17 protein-coding genes are annotated in these 23,441 nt (G+C 52.9%); 15 read left to right on the top strand and 2 right to left on the bottom strand.

Going from position 1 to position 23,441, the window contains the following annotated elements; all coding sequences use genetic code 11:
* Positions 1–6: 6 nt before the first annotated feature.
* Both RAC89_RS27705 and RAC89_RS27700 read right to left on the bottom strand, forming a co-directional pair.
* The gene (locus tag RAC89_RS27705; protein ID WP_306616946.1) at positions 7–1,065 is read right to left on the bottom strand and encodes a Gfo/Idh/MocA family protein; all 1,059 of its coding nucleotides are present in this window, start codon (positions 1,063–1,065) and stop codon (positions 7–9) included.
* 28 nt (positions 1,066–1,093) lie between these two features.
* Positions 1,094–2,692, bottom strand: coding sequence for an FAD-dependent oxidoreductase (locus tag RAC89_RS27700; protein WP_306616945.1), 1,599 nt, complete (start codon positions 2,690–2,692; stop codon positions 1,094–1,096).
* Between the two features lie 221 nt (positions 2,693–2,913).
* On the opposite strand from RAC89_RS27700, the gene RAC89_RS27695 reads away from it, so the two are divergent.
* The 15 genes from RAC89_RS27695 (at position 2,914) to RAC89_RS27625 (ending at position 23,416) form a co-directional block, all read left to right on the top strand.
* Positions 2,914–4,434 (top strand): extracellular solute-binding protein, encoded by a 1,521-nt coding sequence (locus tag RAC89_RS27695; protein WP_306616944.1) that lies wholly within the window; start codon positions 2,914–2,916, stop codon positions 4,432–4,434.
* Between the two features lie 26 nt (positions 4,435–4,460).
* On the top strand, positions 4,461–6,302 hold the full coding sequence (locus RAC89_RS27690; RefSeq protein ID WP_306616943.1) for a cache domain-containing sensor histidine kinase: 1,842 nt from the start codon (positions 4,461–4,463) through the stop codon (positions 6,300–6,302).
* A 43-nt stretch (positions 6,303–6,345) separates the two neighbouring features.
* Positions 6,346–7,932: a hypothetical protein gene (locus RAC89_RS27685; protein WP_306616942.1), complete on the top strand. Its 1,587-nt coding sequence runs from the start codon at positions 6,346–6,348 to the stop codon at positions 7,930–7,932.
* 202 nt (positions 7,933–8,134) lie between these two features.
* The gene (locus RAC89_RS27680) at positions 8,135–10,003 is read left to right on the top strand and encodes a 3-oxoacyl-[acyl-carrier-protein] synthase III C-terminal domain-containing protein (protein ID WP_306616941.1); all 1,869 of its coding nucleotides are present in this window, start codon (positions 8,135–8,137) and stop codon (positions 10,001–10,003) included.
* Positions 10,000–10,890: a DUF6999 family protein gene (locus RAC89_RS27675; RefSeq protein WP_306616940.1), complete on the top strand. Its 891-nt coding sequence runs from the start codon at positions 10,000–10,002 to the stop codon at positions 10,888–10,890. The genes RAC89_RS27680 and RAC89_RS27675 overlap by 4 nt, the downstream gene beginning before the upstream one ends.
* A 172-nt stretch (positions 10,891–11,062) precedes the next feature.
* A complete protein-coding gene (locus tag RAC89_RS27670) occupies positions 11,063–12,004 on the top strand; it encodes an aldo/keto reductase (protein ID WP_306616939.1) in 942 nt (313 codons plus the stop codon).
* Between the two features lie 13 nt (positions 12,005–12,017).
* Positions 12,018–13,031: a zinc-binding alcohol dehydrogenase family protein gene (locus RAC89_RS27665; RefSeq protein WP_306616938.1), complete on the top strand. Its 1,014-nt coding sequence runs from the start codon at positions 12,018–12,020 to the stop codon at positions 13,029–13,031.
* Between the two features lie 301 nt (positions 13,032–13,332).
* Positions 13,333–14,172, top strand: a complete 840-nt coding sequence (locus tag RAC89_RS27660; protein ID WP_306617824.1) for a carbohydrate ABC transporter permease — start codon at positions 13,333–13,335, stop codon at positions 14,170–14,172.
* A 27-nt stretch (positions 14,173–14,199) separates the two neighbouring features.
* Complete coding sequence (locus RAC89_RS27655) at positions 14,200–15,081, top strand: carbohydrate ABC transporter permease (RefSeq protein WP_306616937.1); 882 nt, start codon at positions 14,200–14,202, stop codon at positions 15,079–15,081.
* Positions 15,082–15,106: 25 nt separating this feature from the next.
* Positions 15,107–16,240 (top strand): efflux RND transporter periplasmic adaptor subunit, encoded by a 1,134-nt coding sequence (locus tag RAC89_RS27650; protein ID WP_306616936.1) that lies wholly within the window; start codon positions 15,107–15,109, stop codon positions 16,238–16,240.
* Positions 16,241–16,265: 25 nt separating this feature from the next.
* A complete protein-coding gene (locus RAC89_RS27645) occupies positions 16,266–17,663 on the top strand; it encodes an ABC transporter permease (RefSeq protein ID WP_306616935.1) in 1,398 nt (465 codons plus the stop codon).
* The gene (locus RAC89_RS27640) at positions 17,644–19,065 is read left to right on the top strand and encodes an ABC transporter substrate-binding protein (RefSeq protein WP_306616934.1); all 1,422 of its coding nucleotides are present in this window, start codon (positions 17,644–17,646) and stop codon (positions 19,063–19,065) included. Before RAC89_RS27645 ends, RAC89_RS27640 begins: the two co-directional genes overlap by 20 nt.
* A 10-nt stretch (positions 19,066–19,075) precedes the next feature.
* The gene (locus RAC89_RS27635; protein WP_306616933.1) at positions 19,076–21,259 is read left to right on the top strand and encodes a hypothetical protein; all 2,184 of its coding nucleotides are present in this window, start codon (positions 19,076–19,078) and stop codon (positions 21,257–21,259) included.
* Between the two features lie 109 nt (positions 21,260–21,368).
* Complete coding sequence (locus tag RAC89_RS27630) at positions 21,369–22,073, top strand: response regulator transcription factor (RefSeq protein WP_306616932.1); 705 nt, start codon at positions 21,369–21,371, stop codon at positions 22,071–22,073.
* On the top strand, positions 22,046–23,416 hold the full coding sequence (locus RAC89_RS27625) for a sensor histidine kinase (RefSeq protein WP_306616931.1): 1,371 nt from the start codon (positions 22,046–22,048) through the stop codon (positions 23,414–23,416). Before RAC89_RS27630 ends, RAC89_RS27625 begins: the two co-directional genes overlap by 28 nt.
* Positions 23,417–23,441: the final 25 nt, after the last annotated feature.

Genomic DNA, 23,441 nt, shown 5'->3' with positions numbered 1-23,441 from the left:
TCCTCCTTAGAATCGAATTTCTTCTCCTCGTTCGCTGGATTCGTAGATGCCGCACAGTATTTTCATCATTTCGACCCCATCCTCTACGGGGGACAGCGTTTCTTTCTTCCCTTGGCACACCTCGATAAAGTAATTGATTTCATCCTGAAATCCGGCGACAAAATCGAACGACAGGTTATTGACCTGAGGCGTCAGATTCAAGATGGTGTCGTACTTCTCCGTGACGATAGCGAGCTTGGGCTCCAGCTCGGCGCCGCCTTTGTCGCCGTACAGCTTGACGGTGATCTCGTCTTCCTTCGCATGAAGCGTGAAGCTGACGTCCACGAGCAGGGAGGCGCCGTTCTCGAAGCGAATCATCGCATTGGCCAGATCCTCCACATCATTGTGGGACGCATCATAATCCGAAGCTTTGTAATAGGAAAGATTGCGCACGTTGGCGCGGTTGCCGAGCTTCCTGTACGTGTTGCCCGAAACCGATTTCACTTTCGGCCGGCCCATCAGGTACCAGCATAAATCAATGACATGAACGCCCAGATCGATCAGCGGGCCGCCGCCCGAGCGCTCGATATCCGAGAACCAGCCCCCCGGGTTCCCCAGACGGCGGATACAAGAGGCCTTGGCATAATAAATATCGCCGAGCTCGCCGTTGTCCAGAAAGGACTTCACGATGCCGGTATTCGAAGCGTACCTTCGGACGAAGCCGACCTGCAGCGTTTTGCCGGAATTTCGAACCGCCGCTTCGACGCGAAGGGCCTCGTCTACCGTTTTGCAAAGCGGCTTCTCGACGAGCACATGCTTTCCAGCCTCCAGAGCTGCGATGGAGATCGGCGCGTGGCTGTTGTTCCACGTGCAGATGCTGACGGCATCGATCTCCGAATCAGCCAGCAGCTCACGATAATCGGTATAGATACGAGGAATGCCGTATTTCTCCGCCTTCGTTCGGGCACGTTCCTCGTTCAGGTCGCAAATAGCGTAAAGCTCCACTTGTGGATTATTATGGTACGATCTCAAATGCATTTCGGAAATGGAGCCGGCTCCGATTACCGCAATGTTCACCTTGCTCATATCAATACACCTCATTTTATTGGTTTGGTTATACCGGATGTACGGCAGGCCAAGTTAGCTCAATACCACTCCCGGACAGCAACCGCTGGAAATCGCGGAGCTCGGCTTCCCGGTTGCGCACCTCGCGGGGCCGCAGACCGCGGTCGACACAGTAGCTTGCCAGATGGCCCGCCGCCTCGCCGATGTTCCACTCGACCGGATGAAGCCGGTAGCAGCCATTGGTAATGTGGGTAACACCAAGATTTTTGCAGGCTGGGAGCAGATTGTTCATCCGGATCGGAATGAGGCTGCCCAGCGGTATTTGGAACGGCAAAGAAGAAATATCAATATAATGGCGGTTGCCTGTGCTCGGGTGCAGGTCAATGCGATAGCAGCCGATCCCGACGGAATCGTCGAACGGCTCCGCCTTGCCGTCGGGCCTGCAAGCGGTGCTCACATGCTGCTCCAGTACCGTGTATTCGGCCTTGATCCGCCGTGATTCTCGTATGTACGGATACATGGCCAGCCCGTCCTCGGTCCCTACGACGTCTTTGCGCAGCCGAAGTCCGGGGTAGCCTTGACCTCCGTCCGGCCGGGGGGCTTCCGTCTGCAGCCAGTAGAGCAGCGAGAGACTGAGCTGTTTGGCATCCCGAAGATGGCGCTCTCTGTCCTCTTCGCTTACGTCGATGATGGAGCCGAGCCAGTAATCGTTCTGCGGCCAATTCACCAGGGTAATGCTGCTCGGATAAACGCCTTTCTCGAAGTTCCGGCTGTCGATGATGCGACGATAGTAGAACAGGGGATACCGGTTCGTCCCTTCGAAGAGCTCGTAGGATATCGGCTCCAGCGTATGAGGGCGGACACCGGACCAGCTCAGCAGCCGGTCGGGCCAGAAATCGGCTTGATACTGCCGCCAGAAGCTGTATTGTTCCGGACGTGCAATCGTGTGATCCTGATCTTCGATGTAATCCATAGCGAAGCAGTACGTGAAGCTTTGCATATCCTGCGGCAGCGGGTCGCCATCCACGGCGTGGGGCTCTCCGGTTTGGCTTACGGATTCCGCACCGGTCACATACTCGGCCCCTGCGAGCGGAAGCAGATCTCCGCATTCCGTTGCGTCCAGGAAGTAAGAGGCGGTTATTTCCGCGAGTTCTCCCGTTGCCGTGTTACGTAACGTTACCGATCGAATATCATCGCCGTCGACGGAGGCTGATTCTACGCGGTGGCGTGTCAAGATGCGCAGTCTCCCGCTGTGCACATAAGGAGCCAGCATCGCTTGCAGCACCGCTAAAGCGGCCCGCGGCTCGTGACATAGCCTCGATACGCCTCCGTTGCCGGGATTGAGATAAAGGCTCGACCGCGCCTCGGCACTAAGCGGAAAGTGCTGCCGGTAATAATCACGCACCCCGTCCCGAAACTGCCGGTACGTACGGGTGCAGCCGAACTGCTCAATCCACGGGTGTTCATCCGGCGGAACGGCTTGGCTTGTGAATTGACCGCCGATCCATTCCGTCTCCTCGGTCATGATCACGGTCTTACCCGACTTGGCCGCGGCGAGCGCGGCGGCGCAGCCGCCGGTACCGCCGCCGATCACGGCGATATCGGCATGGTATTCTTGAAAATAGTGCTTGCTACCCCTATTGGTCAATGAGGTGATCCCCCCCCGTTTTCGATACTTGCCTGCGATATATCCAGGCTACCCTCATTGTATTACAGCGGAAACCAGGCTACAGCGGAGGACGATGACTTCTTTTGGTACTTTAATAACTATCGTAAGTGGGAAATAAAGGGATTTCTGGGACGGGGGACGAATATTCATAGAATGAACGCGATAACTTCCTGAAACATCTGGCTGAAGGGGTGGGATGAATGAAGCTTGGAAAACAATCGGCCGTATTCGCCGTGCTCGGTGTCATCGGTATTGCCGGGTGCAGCTTTCCCCTGAATGAGAAGTATAGCGGAGAAACATCCGAGACGATCCGCAAGCCGGTCATTAAGATCGTAGTGAATAGCCTCGGCATGACCTTCCCGGACGGAATGGATCCGAACAGCAACCCCTACCTTGACTATATTGAAAACAATACCGGAGTAGAAGTGAATGTAACTCTTCCCCCGCTGAACGGGTACGATGAAAAGCTTAATGTGATTATGACCTCGGGGGAGCCGCCGGATCTCCTGAACACCACCAGCGCATCCTGGTTTATGAGCTATGTGAACCAAAAGGCGCTCACCCCTCTAAACGACTACATCGAGAAGTACGGAGAGAACCTGAAGGCCAAAATTCCCAAGGACGTGTGGGAACACGTCACGGTCAACGGGAACATCTATGCCATCCCCAGCTTGAACGAAGTAAAAGGAACGGAAATCGTCTATGCCCGTAAAGACTGGCTGGACAAGCTCGGGCTGCAGCCTCCGCGAACCGTAGAAGAATATACGGAGGTAATGGAGGCATTTGCCCGGCGTGATCCGGACGGCAACGGAAAGAAGGATACCTTCGGACTGTCGATCATGGAACGTCTCGGGAGAACGTCGCCGTTCCTCGGCGCATTCGGCGCACAGATGAATGCCTGGTACGAGAGGGACGGCAAGCTTGTATATTCCGGAATACTACCGGAGATGAAGCAGGCGCTTGCCTATCTGCGCACTTTGTATGAAAAGGATCTGCTCGACCCCGAATTTCCGCTCAATAAAATCGATGTTCTCGGAGAGAAGGTAGCCTCCGGACGGGTAGGGCTTTATTCCGCCGCATGGTCCGATACGAGGACCCACATTGCGGCCAGCCGCGAGAAGGATCCGAAGGCGGAGTGGATTCCGCTCGATTATCCCGTAGGACCGGATGGCAAGCATGGCGTCTACAGTACGTCCAGCGTCCGTTCTTACAATGTTGTTCCTATCCAAAGCCGGAATGCCGAGGCCGTCGTGAAGTTCCTTGATTTTATCGCAGGACCCGGTCACAAAAGTTTAAAGCTCGGGTTCGAGGATAAAGTGTGGACCCGAGTGAACGGGAAGCTGTCCATACGTTTTGAAGAGCACATCAAGCACGGCTACCGGGGCATCTACGGAGCGCTCGCAGATACCGTGGAGCGGGAAGTGACGCGGGACCGGCTTGAGGGACTAGGCGAGCAGTACCGGCTGTACGATAATGTGCAGCGGGTAGAAAGCAACCTCATGACGAATCGTTTCGACGGTGCGCCTACCCCGGCCATGGGGAAGCATCAAGTGAAGCTGTCCAAGCTTCAAGAAGAGACCTTTACCCGGATCGTTGCGGGACTCAGCCCTCTGGAGGAATTCGATGAGTTTGTCAAGAGGTGGAAGGATTCCGGCGGTGACGAAATTACCGGGGAAGTGAACGACTGGTGGCGGGACAACCGGCAGGGCATCGTGAAGTGACGGGGGAAAGGGAGGAACGGGCAAATATGATGAAGAAGGAAATGCTGCCCAAGCTGCGTAAGCTGCATAAGCTGCTTGCAGGCTATATTCAGGTTCGGCTGATCTGTTATTTTTTGCTTATTCTTGTTCCGCTTGCCGGGGTCAGTCTGTTTGCCATAGCCCAGTCGCAGACGATTCTCGAGGAACAGACGGGAGAGCGAACCCAGGGGGCCCTTCACACGATGGCGGACTACATTGACTTGACCCTGCAAAATATTGAGCAGCTGTCCTCTCTCATTGCGTTCGACACGAACATCAACACGACACTGCAATCGGTCGGACAAGAGCCCGCAAAGCAATCGTTTGTGCTCTTTGCGCAAGTCATGGATCAGATTGCCAATATGACAACGGTCAATTTAATGGTGGATCAAATCTCCATCATTCATATGCCTTCACGTACGGTCATCTCCACCAAGCTGGGGGGGCGCAAGCTGCCGGAGGGAGCGGAGAAGCAAGAGTGGTACCGGCGTTTAATGGAAGCGAACGGGGGGACCATCTTCTATACGCCGCCGGAGGGAGAGTCGTACTTTGCAGCGGATAGCGTACACCTGATCCGAACGATGGATCCGTATAACCGGACATTGATCAATCCCAATCTGCTCGTGCTCTCCGTCAAGAAAAGCGCGCTGATCGGACTGGCCGAACCGCTTCTTCCTTCGAAGAAGGCGAACATTTACTTATTCGACAGTGACGGCAGCCCGATCGCCGGGGCCGGGGCGACCGTTGATCTGCTCAGGTGGGATAAAGGCGGCGAGAGCCGGTCGATCCTAAAGTCACCGGATACAGGGGCGGAGCTGGTGTCGATCAGCGTGAAAACGAAATTTTCCGGCTGGTCCCTTAAGCTGGAGCAGCCCCTGCAGGAGCTTCGCAGTCACACGGACTCCTTGAAAATTTTTACTTACGCCATCCTGGCTGTCAGTTTACTGCTTGCTTTGCTAATCTCCTGGATTGTCTATAGAGGCATTTCTGCTCCGCTTCGCAAGCTGGCCTACGGAATGAAGCAGCTGCGCACAGGCAATTTTACGATCCAGCTGGAGGACAGGCGGGTCGATGAGCTTGGTTACGTCATTGAATCCTTTAACCGGCTGGCGGAAAACCAGAAGCTCCTCATTCGCGACCACTATGAAAAGCAGCTTCTGCTGTCCAAGATGGAGCTGAAATTTCTACAATCGCAAATCAACCCGCATTTTTTATATAATACGTTGGATTCTATCTATTGGATGGCGAAAAACTATGACGCCGATGAAATCAGCGACATGGTTCTCCATTTGTCCAAATTTTTCCGGCTTAGCTTGAACAAGGGAAATGAGACGTTCTCCGTAGGGGAGACGATCGAGCATTTGAAATATTATATAAAGGTGCAGCAAATACGGTTTATGGACCATTTTACCGTCCGGTACGATATAGCCGAGGACAGCCGATCCTATCATGTGCTGAAGCTACTCTTACAGCCGATAGTTGAGAATGCCGTGCTTCACGGCCTGGAGAAGAGAGGCGCGGGAGGAGAGCTTATCGTTACCTCTTTTGTTGAGGGGAATCGTCTTATACTGGAGGTAAGAGACAACGGAATCGGGCTCGACGAAGCTAGGCTGGCCTATATTCAAGGCGAGCTGGAGGAGGTTTCGCGGCTGGCATCGGAAGGACTTCTGATGACGGACCGGAAGAAAGGGCAGGATCTGTTCGGCCTGCGGAATGTAGTCACCCGTATGAAAATGTATTACGATCAGGAATCGGAATTTGTGTTCGAGAGTGTCCACGGTGTGGGTACCCGGGTCATGCTCTGCCTGCCGCTGGATAAATGCTTAGTAACGTCCGAGCAGGCAAGCTGAGGGCACCGGTGACGGAACCCTGCTCCGGCCGGGAATGTAAAAAATGTTAAGATTGCTTAGGATCCGCAACAAACGGAAGAAGCGTCGCGTCTACACAAGTAAATCCATTAGCAAGGATGTGCTTTCGGTGGCGTTAAAACGAGGGTTTATCGGTTTCTCCTTGATCTTCCTGTTGTTTGCATGCTTTCTTACCATGCCGGTACAGGCGGCAGAGGGAGATATGCAGATGAAGCTCCCTGCGTTTTCCATTGAATTGAACGGGAAACCGGTGGATAACCTTCACTTGAAATATCCTTTCTTCATTTACAAGGATATTACCTACATGCCGTTAACGTGGGAGGTCACCAGCACCTTAGGGGTTCAGCTCCACTATTCCGAAGGCGGCTTGACGATCCTGAGGGGAGGAGGCCAAATGGGCGGGGGCTGGTTCGGCTGGAAAAAGGAGCAGTATCCGCTCGATCTATCCGGCTCTCACGATGCGAATAAGAAGTATACGGCAGCTATGCCGGGCTTTGGGCTGGTAATCAACGATATGTATATGGATAACGGAAACGAAACGTATCCTTTTCTGTTGTGGAATGATGTGACCTATATGCCTCTTACATGGACCAATGCCCATGATTACCTGGGGCTCCAGCTTCGGTGGAAAGGCGACTCGACCCTCGATATTATCGGAGGGCAGCTTCAGGTGCTTGAACGTATCTACTATGATGATGCAGAGTATCTCTATATTTACCCCACGTTCGTTACTGAGAAGTGGCAGGGCAGTCTGAAGGTAAAGAAGTCGATGGACGAAACCCCCGTGTGGATGACGGTCGAGGAAACCGATGCGTTGAGGAAGCGAATCGAAGAGGAGAGCAAGCATCTCGGAGGAAGCCCGGTAACATTGACGTCTAAGGATGACGGCCTCTATTACGAGGGCATGAAGCTGCTGCCGAAGGAACAAATAACGGTGGACTCTAAAGAGGCAGGCAACCCCTTCATTCGGGAAATCACCGGGACCTTGTACCCGTTAGGGTCAGATCGTTCCTTTCTGGACGTAACCAAAGTCACGGCTTATAACTATGGAAATTCGATGACGGATCATTATTCCTTTCTCCTAGAGAAGGGTAATGCTAAGGACGTCTCCGACACGTTTCAAAATCCCGCCCGAATCATTCCGAATCCGGACGGCAGCTTTTGGATGGCCTCTAACGGCACAAGCATGATGCGCGGCCGGATTGTGCCCGGAACGCGTAAGCTGGCTCTAGTGACCGCGCAGGGAGAGATCCGGTTAGCCAACCAGGCGCTCGGCACTTACGATGTTACGGTGCCGGGAGTTACGAATCCGGGGTTACATCCATTGGACTCCGAGGGGAGACTCTTGATTTACGCTCATGAGCTTAATTTTGACCCGCAGCAATCTCCTAACCGTGGGTATTATCGGATCGATACGGACCTCCGTACGACTAAGGTAGAGGATCTGGACCCGCTCGCTCAGGAAACGCCCTATCTACCGACATATACCTATGACTGGCCGGTGTATCGCGGGATCGACGGTAAGCTGTATCTCATCCGTAAGAACAACGATTTGGCCAATTATACAGACAACACCTCTATGCAATGGTACGATCACCAGCTGCTTCGCTAGCCTGTCGCAGGGGCTGCTGGTAAGGAAGTAGTTTCCGTTTTATGGGAACTACTTCTTTTTTTGCGTTATGGGCGATTACTCGTCGGTTCCTCCGTTCACGTCGGTACTAGTAAAAGTTAGTACTACAACGACTTCATGCCTGCATATATGATGGGGTTGTTGGTAAATCAAGGGTACACCGAAGCAGCTTGGAGGGATAACCGTGAACGAGGTTTACATTACAAGTATGGGAAGCTTTCTCCCGGGACCACCTGTCGGAAATGACGAGATCGAGGAGTATCTTGGCCGCATCGGAGGCAAGTCGTCCAGAACGATGCGCCGGATTCTCGAGCAAAACCGCATTCGATATCGGCATTATGCCATTGATAAAACGCAGAGAAGCCTATACACGAATGCGGAAATGGCTGCCCTGGCCATTCAACACGCGCTTCGCCTGGGAGAGGAGGACCTGTCGCAGCGGATCGATTTCCTAGCCGCGGGTACGACGCAAGGAGATCTGCTTGTGCCCGGCTTTGCCAGTATGGTTCATGCGGAAACGGGGCTCCCAACGCTCGAGATTGCCACGCACCACGGCGTATGCGGAAGCGGCATGCAGGCGATGAAGAATGCGTTCCTTCAGGTGCAGTCCGGGGAAAAGGCGGCTGCCGTCGCCTGTGCGAGCGAGTTTCCGAGCCGGGCCTTCAAGCACACACGCTTCGAGGAGCAGACGAAATTCATGGATCAGCCGATTCCGTTCGATACTGATTTTCTTCGCTTCATGCTCTCCGATGGTGCCGGAGCCGCTGTACTTCAGCCCATACCCAATGCGAAGGGGCTTTCGCTGCGGATCGAATGGATCGACAACCAATCGTATGCCCATCTTTACGATATATGCATGTTTGCGGGCACAAACAAGGAGAATCCGGAGCGCAGCGGATGGCTGGATTACCCTTCCCTTCATGCCGCGGCCAACGAAGGGGCTATCAATCTTAAGCAGGACATCCGGCTGGTGAATGAAATGCCCAAGGTCGGTGTGAAGCGTTTCTTCGAGCTGGTGGAGGAGGGGAAGGTGCAGCCGGATCGGATCGACTGGATGGTCTGCCATTACTCCTCGCATTTTTTCCGTGACGAGATCTTCCGGCTTCTGCAGCTCGGGGGTCTGACGATTCCTGAGGATAAATGGTTTACGAATCTTTACACCAAGGGGAATACGGGTGCGGCGTCCATCTATATCATGCTGGAGGAGCTGCTGCATGAAGGACGGCTGAAGCCGGGGGAAACAATTCTGTGCATGGTGCCGGAAAGCGGACGCTTCCAAACCTCCTATATGCTGTTAACCGTGGTCGGCTCTCAGGCGGAGAGCATGCAAAACGGCTTTTACTCGATGCGCCAGCCCGAGGCTCCGAAGCTCGACTACGATGGGCACAACCCGCTGCAGGCACACCTGGTTAGACAGCTGGTGAACATCTGGATTGACTTCGAGCAGCGGCTGGCACAGGTGCCGGTCATTCGTAAGCTGTATTCAGGGAAATTCACGTTGGCTGACTACATGCTGCTGATGGAGAACCTTCGCCAGCAGGTCATCGACGGCTCCCAGTGGATCGCCCGGGCAGCCTCTTATATTGCCATTGAGCATATTGACCTTCGGTCGCTGTTCATCGCCCATGCACGTGACGAGCACCGGGATTTCCAAATTCTCGAGCGTAACTATGTTGCGGTGGGGGGAAGGCTGGAGGACATTCAAGCCGGGGAGAAAAATATCGGCAGCGAAGCGCTGTCAGCCTACCTGTTTCAGCGGGCGAGCCGCGACAATCCGGTCGATTTGATGGGCGCAATGTGGATTATCGAGGGCCTAGGCTGCCGGATGGCGCGTTACTGGGGCGAGATGATCCGCGATCAGCTGGGGCTGACGGATGAACAGGTGTCCTTCCTGCTCTATCACAGCGATTCCGATGAGAAGCACTTCGAGCGGCTGGAAACGGGAATAAGGCATCCGATGCTGACCGAAGAAGTGGTGGAACGGATTATCAAGACAGCCAAAACAACGGCCCGCTTGTATCTACTGCAATTGGAGGAGCTGGGGAACGTATGAGAATGCAAGTAACGAATCCCTTTGAGGGGATGCCGCATGACAAGAATGACCCGAACCCGTTCCTCGCGGTCTATTTGGATCAGAGCATCCCTTTCAACAAGGAGGCTAAAGCCGCGTATTTGAAGGATTGCTCCAGCAAATCGAGGCAGTTCCTGCTTCCGCTGATTCGGCCTCTGTCGCGCCTGCTGATCATTCTTTTTCAACTGTACAAAATCGTCGTGCCTACCGCGTTCACCTCTTCTAAGGCTTTACACCGGGTGCTATATTGGGGCATGAAAACATTCATCAGTCCTGAGGCGAACTACATGATTTTGCGGCATTTTTATCTGGGCTCGGAGGTGCTCCGCTTTATTCGGGATAACGTGCCAGGGGTAGAGGTTCCCCTTAATCCGCTAAAGCCGACAAATCTGGACCCGGTGAAGGACGACCTGTTCTTGATCCATGACCTGAACCTATATAATTTCGTGATCAACCTGAACCGCGAGCTTCTGGAGAAGGGTATTGAAGTGACGAAGCAGGAGAAGCTGAATTTTGAAGGCATTACGGAAACGCCCATCCCGATCGAGCCGATGCCGAATCGCTGGACCAATTTTATGGATTTGACCACCGCCATCGAATGCTTCACGCCGGTCTATCAGCTGTTTCTTACGGATAACGATTTTTGGCGGGCGACCAACTCGCTGCAGCTGGACGAAACGATCGGCATTCTTGCGTCCAAGATCGTCGGCAATAACGAGCGGCTCGCACTGATCAACAATAAGCACCCGATGGTTCCGCTCACGACGCTTCGCGCCGGTTTTCGCTTGGTGCTGCATGGACTTGCGACGGAGCAGCTGCATGCCCTCTTAGTGGAGCTGAAGCTGAAACAGAGGCAGGAAGGGTTTTAGCATAGCATGATTATAAAATATCAAAATTCAGTATATTTATGCAAAAATCAGTTATTATATCTCTGATTTATGCTTGATAAAATAAGGTAATAGCGCTTTCATAAACAATTAACTTTCAGGAACTAGGAGCATGGCTACCCACATAGGCTATTAAAGAAGGAAGGAAACCAACGTGAATTATCGCAAGCTGGGCAAAACGGGTCTGGAGGTGTCCGCACTAAGCTTTGGGGCCTCATCGCTTGGCTCCGTCTTCCGGGATACGGATGAGCGGGAAAGTATTCGTACGGTCCATACGGCGCTGGACCTTGGCATCAATTTGATGGACGTATCTCCCTATTCCGGCTCATCCAAGGCGGAGACCGTGCTTGGCAAGGCCATCTCGCAGGTTGCGCGCGACCGCTTCATTCTGACGACGAAGGCAGGGCGTTACGGGGCGGATGTGTTTGATTTTTCCGCGCAGCGTATGATGGACAGTGTCGAGGAGAGCCTGCGCCGGCTCCGGACGGATTATATTGATATCCTGTTCCTGCATGATCTGGAATTTGTGCCGTTCGAACAGGCAGAGGGTGCGTTCACAGCGCTTCGGCGTCTGAAGGAGGCCGGCAAAATACGCTATTACGGCGTATCGGGGCTCCCGCTCTCGTTGTTCGAGAAGGCGATCGGCTATACGGGGCTGGATGCGATCCTCTCCTATTGTCATTATTCCTTAAATGACACGAGCTTGCTGGAGCTGCTTCCTTTGCTGGAAAGCCATAACATCGGATTGATTAATGCTTCTCCGCTATCGATGGGTCTGCTGAGCACACGACCCGTCCCGGACTGGCATCCCGCCGGAGAGGAAATCCGGACCGTTTGCAAGCAGGCAGCTGTTTTTTGCGCGGAGCAGGGGGCGGATCTGACGAAGCTGGCGATACAATTTTCCGTCTCTAACGAACGGATCCCGACTACGCTGGTCAGCACAGCGAACCCGGAGAATATCAAGAAAAATATCGAATGGGCCAATGAGCCGATGGATCAGGCATTGCTGCAGGAGGTTCTTGCGATACTTGAGCCGATTCGCAACAAAACCTGGCCCAGCGGTCAGCCGGAATACAATGCAACCATTAAGCTCTAAGGAGGAACGACCGATGAAAGGCGTCATTTGTGAACAGCCGGATAAGCTGGCGATGATCGATATGGCCGAGCCGGACTTTGTCCAGGGAGAAGCTATTGTGAGGATTCGCCGCGTCGGGATCTGCGGCACGGATATGCATGCTTACAGGGGCAGACAGCCCTTTCTTTCCTACCCCCGCGTTCTGGGACACGAGCTCTCCGGCGTGATCGAGCGAATCGGGGACAATGATGCCGGTCTGCGTGAAGGTGATCCGGTAGCGATCATTCCTTATATGCATTGCGGAAGCTGCATCGCCTGCAGGAAAGGCAAAACGAACTGCTGTATGGAGTTGAAAGTGCTCGGTGTTCACACGGATGGGGGTATGAGAGAGCGAATCTCCGTTCCGGTAACACATCTGATCAAGACGGAAGGGATGACGCTGGATCAGGCTGCCGTGCTGGAGCCGCTTGCGATCGGTGCTCATGCCGTTCGCAGGTCCGGTCTGCGGCGCGGCGATACGGTGCTCGTGATCGGCGGAGGCCCTATCGGGCTCGGTGTGATGGCCTTGGCCAAGGCAGCCGGAGCGCAGGTCATCGCCATGGATATCAATGAGGAACGACTCGCCTTCAGCCGATCCTGGGCGAAGGTCGATCATCTGATCAATGCCCTGCAGCAGCCGCAGGAACGGCTTGCCGAAATTACCGATGGAGATTTTCCTACGGTAGTCTTTGATGCGACGGGGAATGCAAAGTCGATGACGGATTCCTTTCAGCTGGTTGCGCACGGGGGAACGCTCGTCTATGTGGGCCTTGTGAAATCCGACATTGCCTTCCATGACCCGGAGTTCCACAAGCGGGAAATGACCTTGTTGGGCAGTCGTAACGCAACACCGGAGGACTTCGTTCAGGTCATTCGAGCGATAGAAGCAGGCTATATCGACGTCGACCGTTATATAACTCATCGCGCCTCCTTCGAGGAGTTGATCAGCTGCTTCGACAGCTGGCTGCTGCCGGAGTCCAAAGTTATTAAGGCGATGGTTGAGCTGTAATACTTAAACAAGGGCGACCGGAACATTTCCGAACGCCTTTTTGCAGAGTTAAAGCGAGTTTTGGAAGAACGGGTACATAAAGGGCGCTGCTGAATCACGAATGGGGCCGATTTTTCTGATAACAGAGAAATCGGTTTTTTTATTGGTTGCACATTTTTTTTGTAGCTCAGGCTCTCTTGAAATGTCGGGTTTGATGAGCGGTTTTCCCTTCTAAGAAAATTCTAATTTTCCCATGAGAAAATGAGTTCAGAGGAAAGGAGGTCATCGATTTGTGCTAAGACGCTTTCCGTTCAGAGAGGGAATGACGGCGTTCTTGTTTCTGCTGCCCAGCCTCGCGGGGTTTGCCGTGTTTTTCCTGATTCCCTTCGGGATGGGCTTTTACTACTCGCTTATGGATAGCCCCATTGACGGCAGGTTCGCCGGAGCTGCGAATTACCGCGAGCTGCTTGGCAATCCGGTTTTTCTGCAGGCGGCGGCAAACACATTCTTGTTCACGGCGGTTTGCGTTCCGCTGAACATGCTGTTATCGCTGGGATTGGCCATGCTGCTTAACCTTAAGCTGCCTTATCGGCAATCGTTTCGGCTTTCATTTTTATGCCCGCTTGTTGTGCCGGTAGCCTCCGTTGTGCTGGTTTGGCATGCCTTGTTCGACTTGCAGGGTGCGGTGAACGGGTGGATAGCCCGATGGGGATTCGGCTCGAAGGATTGGATGGAAAGCGGCACCGCGCTGTTCGTGGTAATCCTTGTGTATCTCTGGAAAAACATCGGCTACAACATGGTATTGTTTCTCGCCGGACTTCAGAACATTCCCGCCGATTACTACGAGGCCGCTTCGATCGACGGCGCCGGAAAACTCAGACAGTGGAGATCCATCACGCTCGTTTATTTGACGCCGACTGCGTTTTTCGTGTTCATTATGTCGATTATCAATTCGTTCAAGGTGTTCCGGGAAACCTACCTAATTGCAGGGGAATATCCCGATCCAAGTATCTACATGCTTCAGCACTACATGAACAACATGTTTACTTCGCTTGACTATCAGAAGCTGACGTCGGCGGCATTTATGATGGCACTGGTGATTGTGGCGCTTGTCTGGATTCTTTTTGCGGCAGAGCGGCGAATCGGCAGGTCGCTCGGTTAGCGGAGATTTGAAGCAGGGGAGGATCGAATGAAGCTAAAAAGGATCGGGCAATTTACTCTGGTAGCCGCTCTCGTGGTGCTTACGGCTATATTCTTGTTCCCGATGGCGCTGACATTTGCCAATTCCTTCATGACGGAGGACGAAATTACGGCCATATATGGCGTACTTGCCGGAACCGAGGAGAATCAACGGGATCTTTCTGGCGAAAGCAAGTTCGTCAATCTGAAGTGGATTCCGGAGCGTGTCACGTTATCGCAATATTACGATGTGTTAATCGGCAAACCGCAGTTTCTGTTCATGTTTTGGAATTCCGTCAAGATTACCTTACCCATCATTACAGGACAAATCGCGGTAGCTTCCCTTGCCGCCTATGCGTTCGCCCACTTGCGCTTTCGATTTCGCGAGCCGCTCTTCTTCATGTACATAGTTACGATGCTGATGCCGTTTCAAGTGACGCTTGTGCCCAATTTCATTATAGCGGATAAGCTTGGACTGCTGGGCTCGTACGGAGCGATCATTTTTCCCGGCATATTCAGCGCTTTCGGCGTCTTTTTGCTGCGGCAGTTCATGATGTTCGTGCCCGGAAGCTATATTGAAGCGGCTCGTGTAGACGGGGCGAGCCACCTGTACATATTTTTGCGGATCGTACTGCCGATGTGCAGTACGGGGGTTGCGGCCCTTTCCATTCTCGTATTCATAGACAGCTGGAACATGGTGGAGCAGCCGCTCATCTTTCTGAAGGACGCAGTCAAACAGCCGCTTTCCGTCTATTTGACCGTTATAGGGGAAGGGGAACGCGGGATCGCATTCGCTGCCTCAGCGATTTACATGCTGCCGCTTCTCTTGACGGCATGGTATGCGGAGCAATATTTGGTCGAAGGCATCCAGCTTTCCGGCATCAAGGGCTAATAAGCATGAAGGAGGTATACGAAATATGGACATAAGGCTGGCCGCAGGCGACGAAGAACGCAGCAGGAAAAAAGCAATAGGGCGGGCCATCCTAGCCCTTATCCTTACCATGGTTGCGTTAACTTTTTTCTCAAATACGCTGCTTACTCTTTCCCTGGCGGAGGTAACGGTTGAACAGGCGGCAGCCGGCCCTTTATCTCATGTGGTCACAGGCTCGGGAATCGTAGAGGCGGCGGAAACGGCGGATCTCTATGCGGAGACCAATTGGCCGGTGAGTGACGTCAGGGTCAAAGTCGGAGACAAGGTGGAGGCCGGACAGGAGCTGGTTGTTTTTAAAACAAGAGACACGGAGGATTCGCTGAAGGACAACCAAGCCAGATATGAGCAGAAGCGGCTCAGCCTATTGAAGCTGCAGGAGAACTACCAGGATTCCGTCCGCAGCGGGGATGAGAAGCAAACGCGTAGCTTATCCCGGGATATCGAAAGCATCCAACTGGATATGCAGATTCTTGAGCGGCAAATCGCCAATCTGCAGCGTCAGCTGTCCGAGTCTTCGCAGCTAAGAGCCCCTGTTACCGGTGTAGTTACCGAGCTGAACGCGGTGAAGGGTGCGGCCGTTCCAAGCGGGAAACCCGCCTTGCGTATCGCCGACTGGTCCAAGGGTCAGCAGCTGAAAGCGACGATTGATATCGCAAAGGCTCCCTATGTTGCCGTCGGGGACGAGACGGAGATTCTCTTTGCCGCATTAAATAATGCACGGATTAGGGCTAAAATTACCGAGATCCGCGATGCGGCAGACGGCGCTTCCGCTGCGTCACACAAGGAGCAAAAGGAAATGACGTTCACGCTTCGGGATGACCGCTTGAACGGAGGGGAGAGCGGCGAGTTTACTATCACCAAAAAATCAGCAACGCTTCGAGCTTTGCTGCCCAATGAAGCCGTTCGTCAAGATGATAAGGGGACGTATGTCCTGGTGCTTAAGGAGAAAAAAGGGCCGCTTGGCAGCGAATATGTTCTACAACGGGCTTCGGTTCAGACAGGAGACGCAGATGACGGCAAAACCTCCATCGATAACGGCATCACACCGCTGGATAAGGTGGTTGTCTCCAGCAGCAAGCCTGTTGCAGAAGGAGACCGGGTGCTGAACCGCAGCAGATGATGGGACAGAAAGGAGGCAAAAACCTATGCAGAGCTCCCGACTAGCCGGATGGATGGTGTTTACCGGGATTCTCCTGGTGCTAGCGAGCATCGGACTCTTAAAGTCCGTCGCGGACGACTGGGAGCAAGCGAACGGTCCCCTACTCCAGCAGAAGATTACAGTGAATGCCGGTCGTTCCGAGGCAGCAGGGAGCACGCCGGGACTTCATTGGAAAGACGCAGAGCGATTGGCCCAGAGGTGGAGCCCGCTTCCTATGGCCTATTCGGCCAGAACACAAACCGCAGCGTCCTCCGGCAGCAATGCCGCCCATACCGACGTCTTCGGGGTGAGCGGAAGCTTTCGGGATTTTACCGCCATCCCCATGGTGAACGGTTCGTCCATCACGCAAAAGCCCGTCGATGAACATAGCCGTGTAGCCGTCATAGGAGCTCGTGTTGCCGATAGCTTGTTTCGCTCTACATCGGTCGCAGGCAAAACCATCGAGCTGTTCGGCGTCGCCTTTACGGTCATCGGCGTATTCGACGACGAAGGCTCCTTGCTCCGGACGATGTCCGACGACGGCGTCCCGGATGTGCTTATCCCCATCACCACAATGTTCGACGTATATCCAGGCGCTCGAATCGAAACCATCCAGCTGGCGGTGAAATCGGACGCCGCCTTCGGTGTGGAGAATAAGGCGAGCGAGGCCCTTAGAGCCATCGGCCGTAATCCGGCCGAGTTCAATTTCATTCACGATTCGCTTACGTTTGCGCGGTTAACCCAGCTAAGATTTCTGCTGCTTACTATCTGCATGTGGATAACGGTGGTCCTTCTTGCTCGTTTCATCGTTCGGCACATCAGAGTAATCTACGATTTGCTGCGAAGCAGGCTTATCACCGATAACTGGACTGATGCGCTTCGCAACGAACGTTCCCGGCTTACGAGGCATTTACTTGCAGTGATCATTATGGCGGGGGGCGCCGTGGGATTGTGGAAGCTCACTATATTTCGATTCGATGTCCCCCCGGAGTGGATTCCGGAGCAAATCATCGACATTTCGTTCTATATGGATAAACTTCGGAGCTTATGGCAAGAGCAGGCATCGCAGATAGGGTATCTCCCACCGCCGCATGAGCTTATTGCGGATGCTGCGGGGCAGCTGACGGTGAAGCTTTTTATCGCGGGAGCCATGATCGGGTTGCCTCTATTCCTGCTTGGCCTCCGGCTCTGGGCATTGGAGCGGATTGCCTTATCCATCCAACTGCAGCGCTTGTGTATTTATGTGGTGTTATCAGCGGTCGCCGCATTCAGTGCGGCACGCTCGGCGGGGATGGCTTACCGAATCGAACCGCTGGAATATACGGTTGCAATTGCCTTGTTTCTCGTTTCTATTCTTCATTTTAATAAAGGAGTGACACCTTCACATGGTAAAAATGTCAGCTAAAACATCGGTAATCGCTTGTTCCGCTCTATCCATGCTCGTCCTGTCCGCTTGTTCGGGAGGCGGTGCAGGAATCACTGCAGGCAATGACGGCAGCAGCCCGGCCTCTTCCTCGGGAACCAAAACCGTCACGCTGTCCGTTATGACGTCAGATCGTTTTCTTGAGCTCGCCAAGCAGAAGTTTGAAGAGAAGCATCCGGACATCAAAATCGACATTAAGGAATATGTTGCAGCTCCGGATACAGGGGCGAAAGGGCAAAATATGATGGTCATGAACCGGCCGGACCCGAAAAATACCGAAAAGTACGTCACGACCGTGGGAGCGGAGCTGATGAGCGGCAAGGCATCGGATCTGATTGTTATGAACGAGCTGCCTTATAAAAAATACGCGGACAAGAAGCTGCTGGAAAACATCAGTGAGCTGATGGGCAAAGATGCTTCCTACCGGACGGACAATTACTATACGGCAATCCTCGATGCAATGAAGTATAACGGATCCCTATACACGATCCCGGTAAAGATAGGTTTGAATACATGGATCGGGAATGAAGCCGTATTGAACGGTGTAACCGTCGACGACAGCAATTGGACGTGGGCTGATTTCAAGAAAACCGCCAGCCAATGGGTAACGGACAAAAATAGCGACGGAAAGCCGGATGTGTATCCCCTGGGCCGAATTCAGCCTGAACAGTTAATTGCACTCATGTTAAACAGCAGCTTCACCAAATTCGTCGATATGGGCGGCAAGAAGGCAAAGCTGGATTCCCCTGAGTTCATCCAAATGCTGAAGCTGGCGAAATCGTTATATGATGACAAGATCATTGCTGCCGATGACGCCGATAATAACAACGTGGTTTTTCAATCGAGAGCAAACGTCTTGGGATATATGGATATGTACATGCTGCCGAAAATGAGTTTTGACGGAAAATCGGCCTACTACGATCTGCCTACCGAGAATGAGACGAGAGGAACGATGTTCACTACTTCCATGCCGATCTCCATCAACAGTAAATCGGCCAACAAGAAGGAAGCATGGGAATTCGTAAAGTTTCTGCTGTCGGATGAAATGCAATCGGCCCGGGAATTGAATGGATTCGCCATTAACAAAAATGGTGCGAAGGCGCAGCTCGAAGGCTTGAAAACGCTGGGTGCGGGAGAAGGGGGTGCCGGTAAAGGGCTGCGAATGAATATTAACGGCAAGTCCGCAACGGTTCAAGCGGCCACAGAACAAGACATCGCAGCGATCGAGAAAGTCATTGGCAACGTCAAGGTATACGCCGAAAGCGATCCGAAAATTAATACCATTGTTACGGAAGAAACGGCTCCATACTTCCAAGGAAAGAAATCGGCGGAAGAGGTAGCCAAGGTCGTTCAGAACAAGGTAAGTACCTATTTGTATGAATAAGAGGTACGGAATGAAATTCCATCGTAGATCGATCATAAGTCTAGTCAGTCTAGTCATGCTGTTGATACTCTCCAGCCTAAGCCCGGCTGCTTCGGCTCCGGTCGCTGCAAGCTCCGTAGATGCCCAATCTTCCGTAGAGCTTGCATCCGGTGCTCAGACCCTCGGCTCTGCGTCACTGGGAAGGGTTGACATCGGTGAAACAGGTTTTATGGAATTGAAGGATGTCATGCTGCTGCCAGGCGATGTATGCGGAACGACCGCTTTTACATTAAACGTCTATAACGGCAGCAACGCTGACCTTGAATTCAACCCATATTGGATCCGTTTGCTGTCCGAGGGCGGCAACAGCTTTCAGGTCCGCCTGCTGCCTCAGGATAAGAATAAGAATCGAATCCCGCCCCAAAGCAGCGAGACCTTCAGCTTCTATGCGAAGCTGAATGCGGACACACGGCTTCAGGATTTGGTTTTCCAGCTCATTCAAATGGATTTTTCTGTTCCGGGCTTCGAGAAAGTCCTCGGGCAGATCGATCTACCCGAGGATTACAGCTACGTGACCCCAACAGGGTGGAAACGTTCCTTAAACGTCGGTGGTGTTCCTTTTCACCACTTCGTTACCCGTGTGTCCGTGAGTCAAAATGACGAATATTATTTGCCTGCGATTTCTTTTGAGATGGAAAATGTCGGCAGGAGCGGCGCGAAGCTTCCTGAGCTGTCTTATTATTTACGAACAAAAGGCGGAGCGGCCTATCCTCTGCAGACCTCCGAATTGTTGAAGGATTCCTCTATTCAGCCTTTTGATAAAAAGGAGGGATTGCTTAGCGGGTCCATCCCGAAGGAAGCGGGTACCGAAGGCTGGGAGCTGGTCATTGCTCAAACCGTGGCAGGCGGCGATACCGGCGGCAGCATTCAGCTGCCTGTCGCCTCCTTCGAAGTGCCGTTCGCTGCGGCGGAGAAAGTATCGATCGGCAACGAGTACGATTTCACCAATGCCGACGGCACCTATACGGCGCGGCTGACTTCCCTGCAGCGATTGCCATGGGAGGAGAAGGATGTACTAACGGCAGCGATTACCGTCATGAATAAGGGGATCAAGGCGCTTCTGATTCCAGAGCTTCAAGGGTATTACTTATTGGACGACATGATTCGTATAGACGCCGCGAGGCTGGAGAATGATCACGTGGCCAGCCTTCAGCCGGGAAAAGAGATCACGATACAAATGGCAGCCAACATTCCGTATACGTACGATTTCCAGGAGATCAAACTGATTCTGCAGGAGAAGGAGACGACGGAGAAGAGTAAAGACTTGGTGACGTTCTATCATAACAAGGAGCTAATGAATATCACGGTCATTCCGGCAGGCGAGTCAAGGAAGCTGACGGACTGGGGACAAAGTGCGGTCTACACGGTTCGGGGCGTCCACATCTTCGAGGGAGATGTCTCCGAGCTGTATGCCGTTCAGCTGGAGGTGGAGAACCGGGAGAAGAGACTTGCCCTGCTCCGGAAGCAGGTCGCCCAGCTTAGGGCTGCCGATGGCACCTTGTTCCCTGCTACCGTGTCGGAAAGCAAGAGTAAACTGATCCCTGGGGGAAAGGCTCTTCTCTATTTGTGGGCGAAGCTTCCGAAAGGGTACGCTACCGAGGGGATGCAGCTTATTCTTGGTGACGAGATACCGGGTACGCCGACGCCATCGAAAGATGCGGCTGCGGCTCAGGCCATGCCGGAAGGATATGTGAATGCAGCATCCTTCGCGCTGCCGGCGGAGAAGAAAGAACCCAAGGGTGATTTTTCTAATCTTGAGGTTTTCCCGTACACCGTATCCTTCAGCAGATTCGGCACGCAGGCAAACTTCATTGCGGGAACCTTGCTGCTTGATTTCGACTATGAACTCAAGAAGAACTTCTTGGTGGAGGCGGATATGAAGGATCATAAAATTATCGTAGAGCTCCGCGACGAGCTGGCGAATAACGGGAAGGATATCATTTTCTCCAAAGCGTTCGGACTTGACGGTGCGGATGCAAGCCAATCCTTGCTGCCCGGTCAGCATGATGCGCAAATGTCTTATACCGATAAAGACAAGGTTTTTGCCGTCCAATACCTTAAAACCTACGAGCTGAATATTTACCACCAATTTCAGGACGGACATAAGAAGCTGCTGGCAAGCAAGGAGCTGGACTGGTTTGTTTATAGTGATTAAAAGGTTTAAGAAAAGATAAGCTGATTTTAATCTGATTTTCATTTTCTCTCTTTATACTGAATCCGACGGAGGGAACGGAGCGTACGGTGCAACTATAGGGAGGCAAAACATGAAAATACTCGTTGTGGAAGACGATGTTCATCTGCTTAGAACGATAAAAGCTTTGCTCATCGAGGAAGGGTATACGGTAGACCTTGCGGAATGCGGTGAAGAAGGATGTTATATGGCAGAGCAAGGCATTTACGATCTGCTGGTTCTCGACAAAATGCTTCCGGGAATGGATGGTCTTCAGATTGTACGGAAGGTACGCGCGAAGCAGGTCTTCACCCCGATCTTGTTTCTGACGGCGAGAGACAGCGTTGAGGATATGGTCAGAGGTCTTGATTCGGGCGCCGATGATTACTTGACCAAGCCGTTTGCCGTCCCCGAGCTGCTGGCCAGAGTGCGGGCATTGCTGCGAAGACGGGGGCCTCTCGACAATGAGGCGGGACTTGAGTATCATCGGCTTGTTCTAAACGTGAGAACGAAGGAAGCCTCTATCGGAGGGGAGAGAGTGGAGCTGACCCAGAAGGAATTTGAGCTGCTCGAATACCTCCTGCGAAATCGGGAACAAATTTTGACTCGCGATCAGATCTGTATGCGGGTATGGGGCCTTGATTCCGATGTAGGATCGAATGTAGTCGATGTGTATGTATATTACTTGCGCAAAAAATTAAAGGCCTTCGATTATGAGCACATCATCCATACCGTTCGTAATGTCGGCTACATGCTAAAGGAGAATGCGGTATGTTCGGCAAAACGCGAATCCGTCTAACCACGCTGAATGCGGCCGTGTTTTTCATTATTATCGCTTGTTTGGGCGGAATCGTATATACGGAGCTGCGTCACCAGCTATATGCGAATGTAGACGAGTCCTTACGGATGAGAATCCAGCAGATTCCGCAGATCCATCTAAGCAGAACGCTGGTTTCGATGCCGGATGAGCCGCCTATGCGTAACGAAGGATCACTCAAGAAAATGTTAATTCAGGTACAAGGAATCGACCCCCGGGTGTTCATGGTGCTCTGGGATGCAGACGGGACACCGATGCCGCTCTTGGCCGGGGAAGAGAACCTCAAGACACTGGAAGCCTTCAAGCCGTATCGTTCAATCCGAACGCCTCAAACCGTGAAAGCGGATGGGCATACGTACCGAATAATTGCAACGGATATTGATCCGGCGGTTTCCGCCAACTTACAGGTGCCTGCTGATTTCTTGCGCATACAGGATAAGGAATCCGCCTTTCCTTCGATGACGACCCAAGGATTGACCACCGCCCAAATTGTGTCCGTACAGGCGATCAGCATTATCGATTCCGAGGAAAATATGCTGAAGAGGCTGCTTGAGCTTATGATGCTCGGTATTCTTGGGGGAGGAGCCGTGACGATCCTGGCGGGATTTTACTTAGCCAATAAGGCGATGAAGCCGATTAGGAAGTCTTGGGAGACGCAGCAGCAGTTCGTCGCCGACGCGTCGCATGAGCTACGAATGCCTCTGTCGATCATCAGGGCCAACGCGGAGCTTGTATTTCGCCATCCGCATCGAACGATCCTGGAGATGAGCGAATCGCTGTCGATGGTGCTGGAGGAGTCCAAGAGGATGGGGAAGCTGACGGATCAGCTCCTCACCCTGGCAAGAGCCGACTCCGACCAGGAGGAGCTTGTGCTAAAGCGTGTACGGATCGAGGAAGTGATACGCGAAGTCGTGCAAAAATTTGATCCGATTGCCGAGCTGAAGGGCCAGTCGCTTGAAATGGACCTGGATAGCGAACTTGAAATCATGGGGGATCGCGAGCGATTGCACCAGCTGCTTATCATTTTGCTGGACAACAGCATGAAGTTTACGCCGGAGCATGGGACCATCAAGGTGTCAGCCCGCAGAGGACAGCAGGTGGAGATTGTCGTCAGAGATACGGGTCCCGGGATCTCCCCTGAAGACTTGCCGCATATATTCAACCGGTTCTACAGAGGCGACAAAACGCGCAGCCGCCATGGCGGAGGCACCGGACTCGGACTTGCGATTGCACAATGGATTGTCAAGAAGCACGGAGGAGAGATCACTGCAGAAAGTATGCTTACGCAGGGCACCACGATGAAGATTCATCTGCCTCAAGGGTAGGAAGTCCCATCGTTTAAAGGAGCTG

Source organism: Paenibacillus sp. GD4, from assembly GCF_030846225.1.
GTDB classification, from domain to species: domain Bacteria; phylum Bacillota; class Bacilli; order Paenibacillales; family NBRC-103111; genus Paenibacillus_G; species Paenibacillus_G silviterrae.
Note: the sequence above shows the minus strand (reverse complement) of the source record. Positions and strands in the feature narration are given on the sequence as shown.

Bases quoted from the DNA above. Each gene is read 5' to 3' on its own strand.
- RAC89_RS27660 (WP_306617824.1), top strand. From the start codon at position 13,333: ATGACGGCGTTCTTGTTTCTGCTGCCCAGCCTCGCGGGGTTTGCCGTG.
- RAC89_RS27685 (WP_306616942.1), top strand. From the start codon at position 6,346: ATGTTAAGATTGCTTAGGATCCGCAACAAACGGAAGAAGCGTCGCGTC.
- RAC89_RS27635 (WP_306616933.1), top strand. From the start codon at position 19,076: ATGAAATTCCATCGTAGATCGATCATAAGTCTAGTCAGTCTAGTCATG.
- RAC89_RS27625 (WP_306616931.1), top strand. From the start codon at position 22,046: ATGTTCGGCAAAACGCGAATCCGTCTAACCACGCTGAATGCGGCCGTG.
- RAC89_RS27655 (WP_306616937.1), top strand. From the start codon at position 14,200: ATGAAGCTAAAAAGGATCGGGCAATTTACTCTGGTAGCCGCTCTCGTG.
- RAC89_RS27665 (WP_306616938.1), top strand. From the start codon at position 12,018: ATGAAAGGCGTCATTTGTGAACAGCCGGATAAGCTGGCGATGATCGAT.
- RAC89_RS27650 (WP_306616936.1), top strand. From the start codon at position 15,107: ATGGACATAAGGCTGGCCGCAGGCGACGAAGAACGCAGCAGGAAAAAA.
- RAC89_RS27640 (WP_306616934.1), top strand. From the start codon at position 17,644: ATGGTAAAAATGTCAGCTAAAACATCGGTAATCGCTTGTTCCGCTCTA.
- RAC89_RS27695 (WP_306616944.1), top strand. From the start codon at position 2,914: ATGAAGCTTGGAAAACAATCGGCCGTATTCGCCGTGCTCGGTGTCATC.
- RAC89_RS27690 (WP_306616943.1), top strand. From the start codon at position 4,461: ATGATGAAGAAGGAAATGCTGCCCAAGCTGCGTAAGCTGCATAAGCTG.
- RAC89_RS27645 (WP_306616935.1), top strand. From the start codon at position 16,266: ATGCAGAGCTCCCGACTAGCCGGATGGATGGTGTTTACCGGGATTCTC.
- RAC89_RS27705 (WP_306616946.1), bottom strand. From the start codon at position 1,065: ATGAGCAAGGTGAACATTGCGGTAATCGGAGCCGGCTCCATTTCCGAA.
- RAC89_RS27630 (WP_306616932.1), top strand. From the start codon at position 21,369: ATGAAAATACTCGTTGTGGAAGACGATGTTCATCTGCTTAGAACGATA.
- RAC89_RS27675 (WP_306616940.1), top strand. From the start codon at position 10,000: ATGAGAATGCAAGTAACGAATCCCTTTGAGGGGATGCCGCATGACAAG.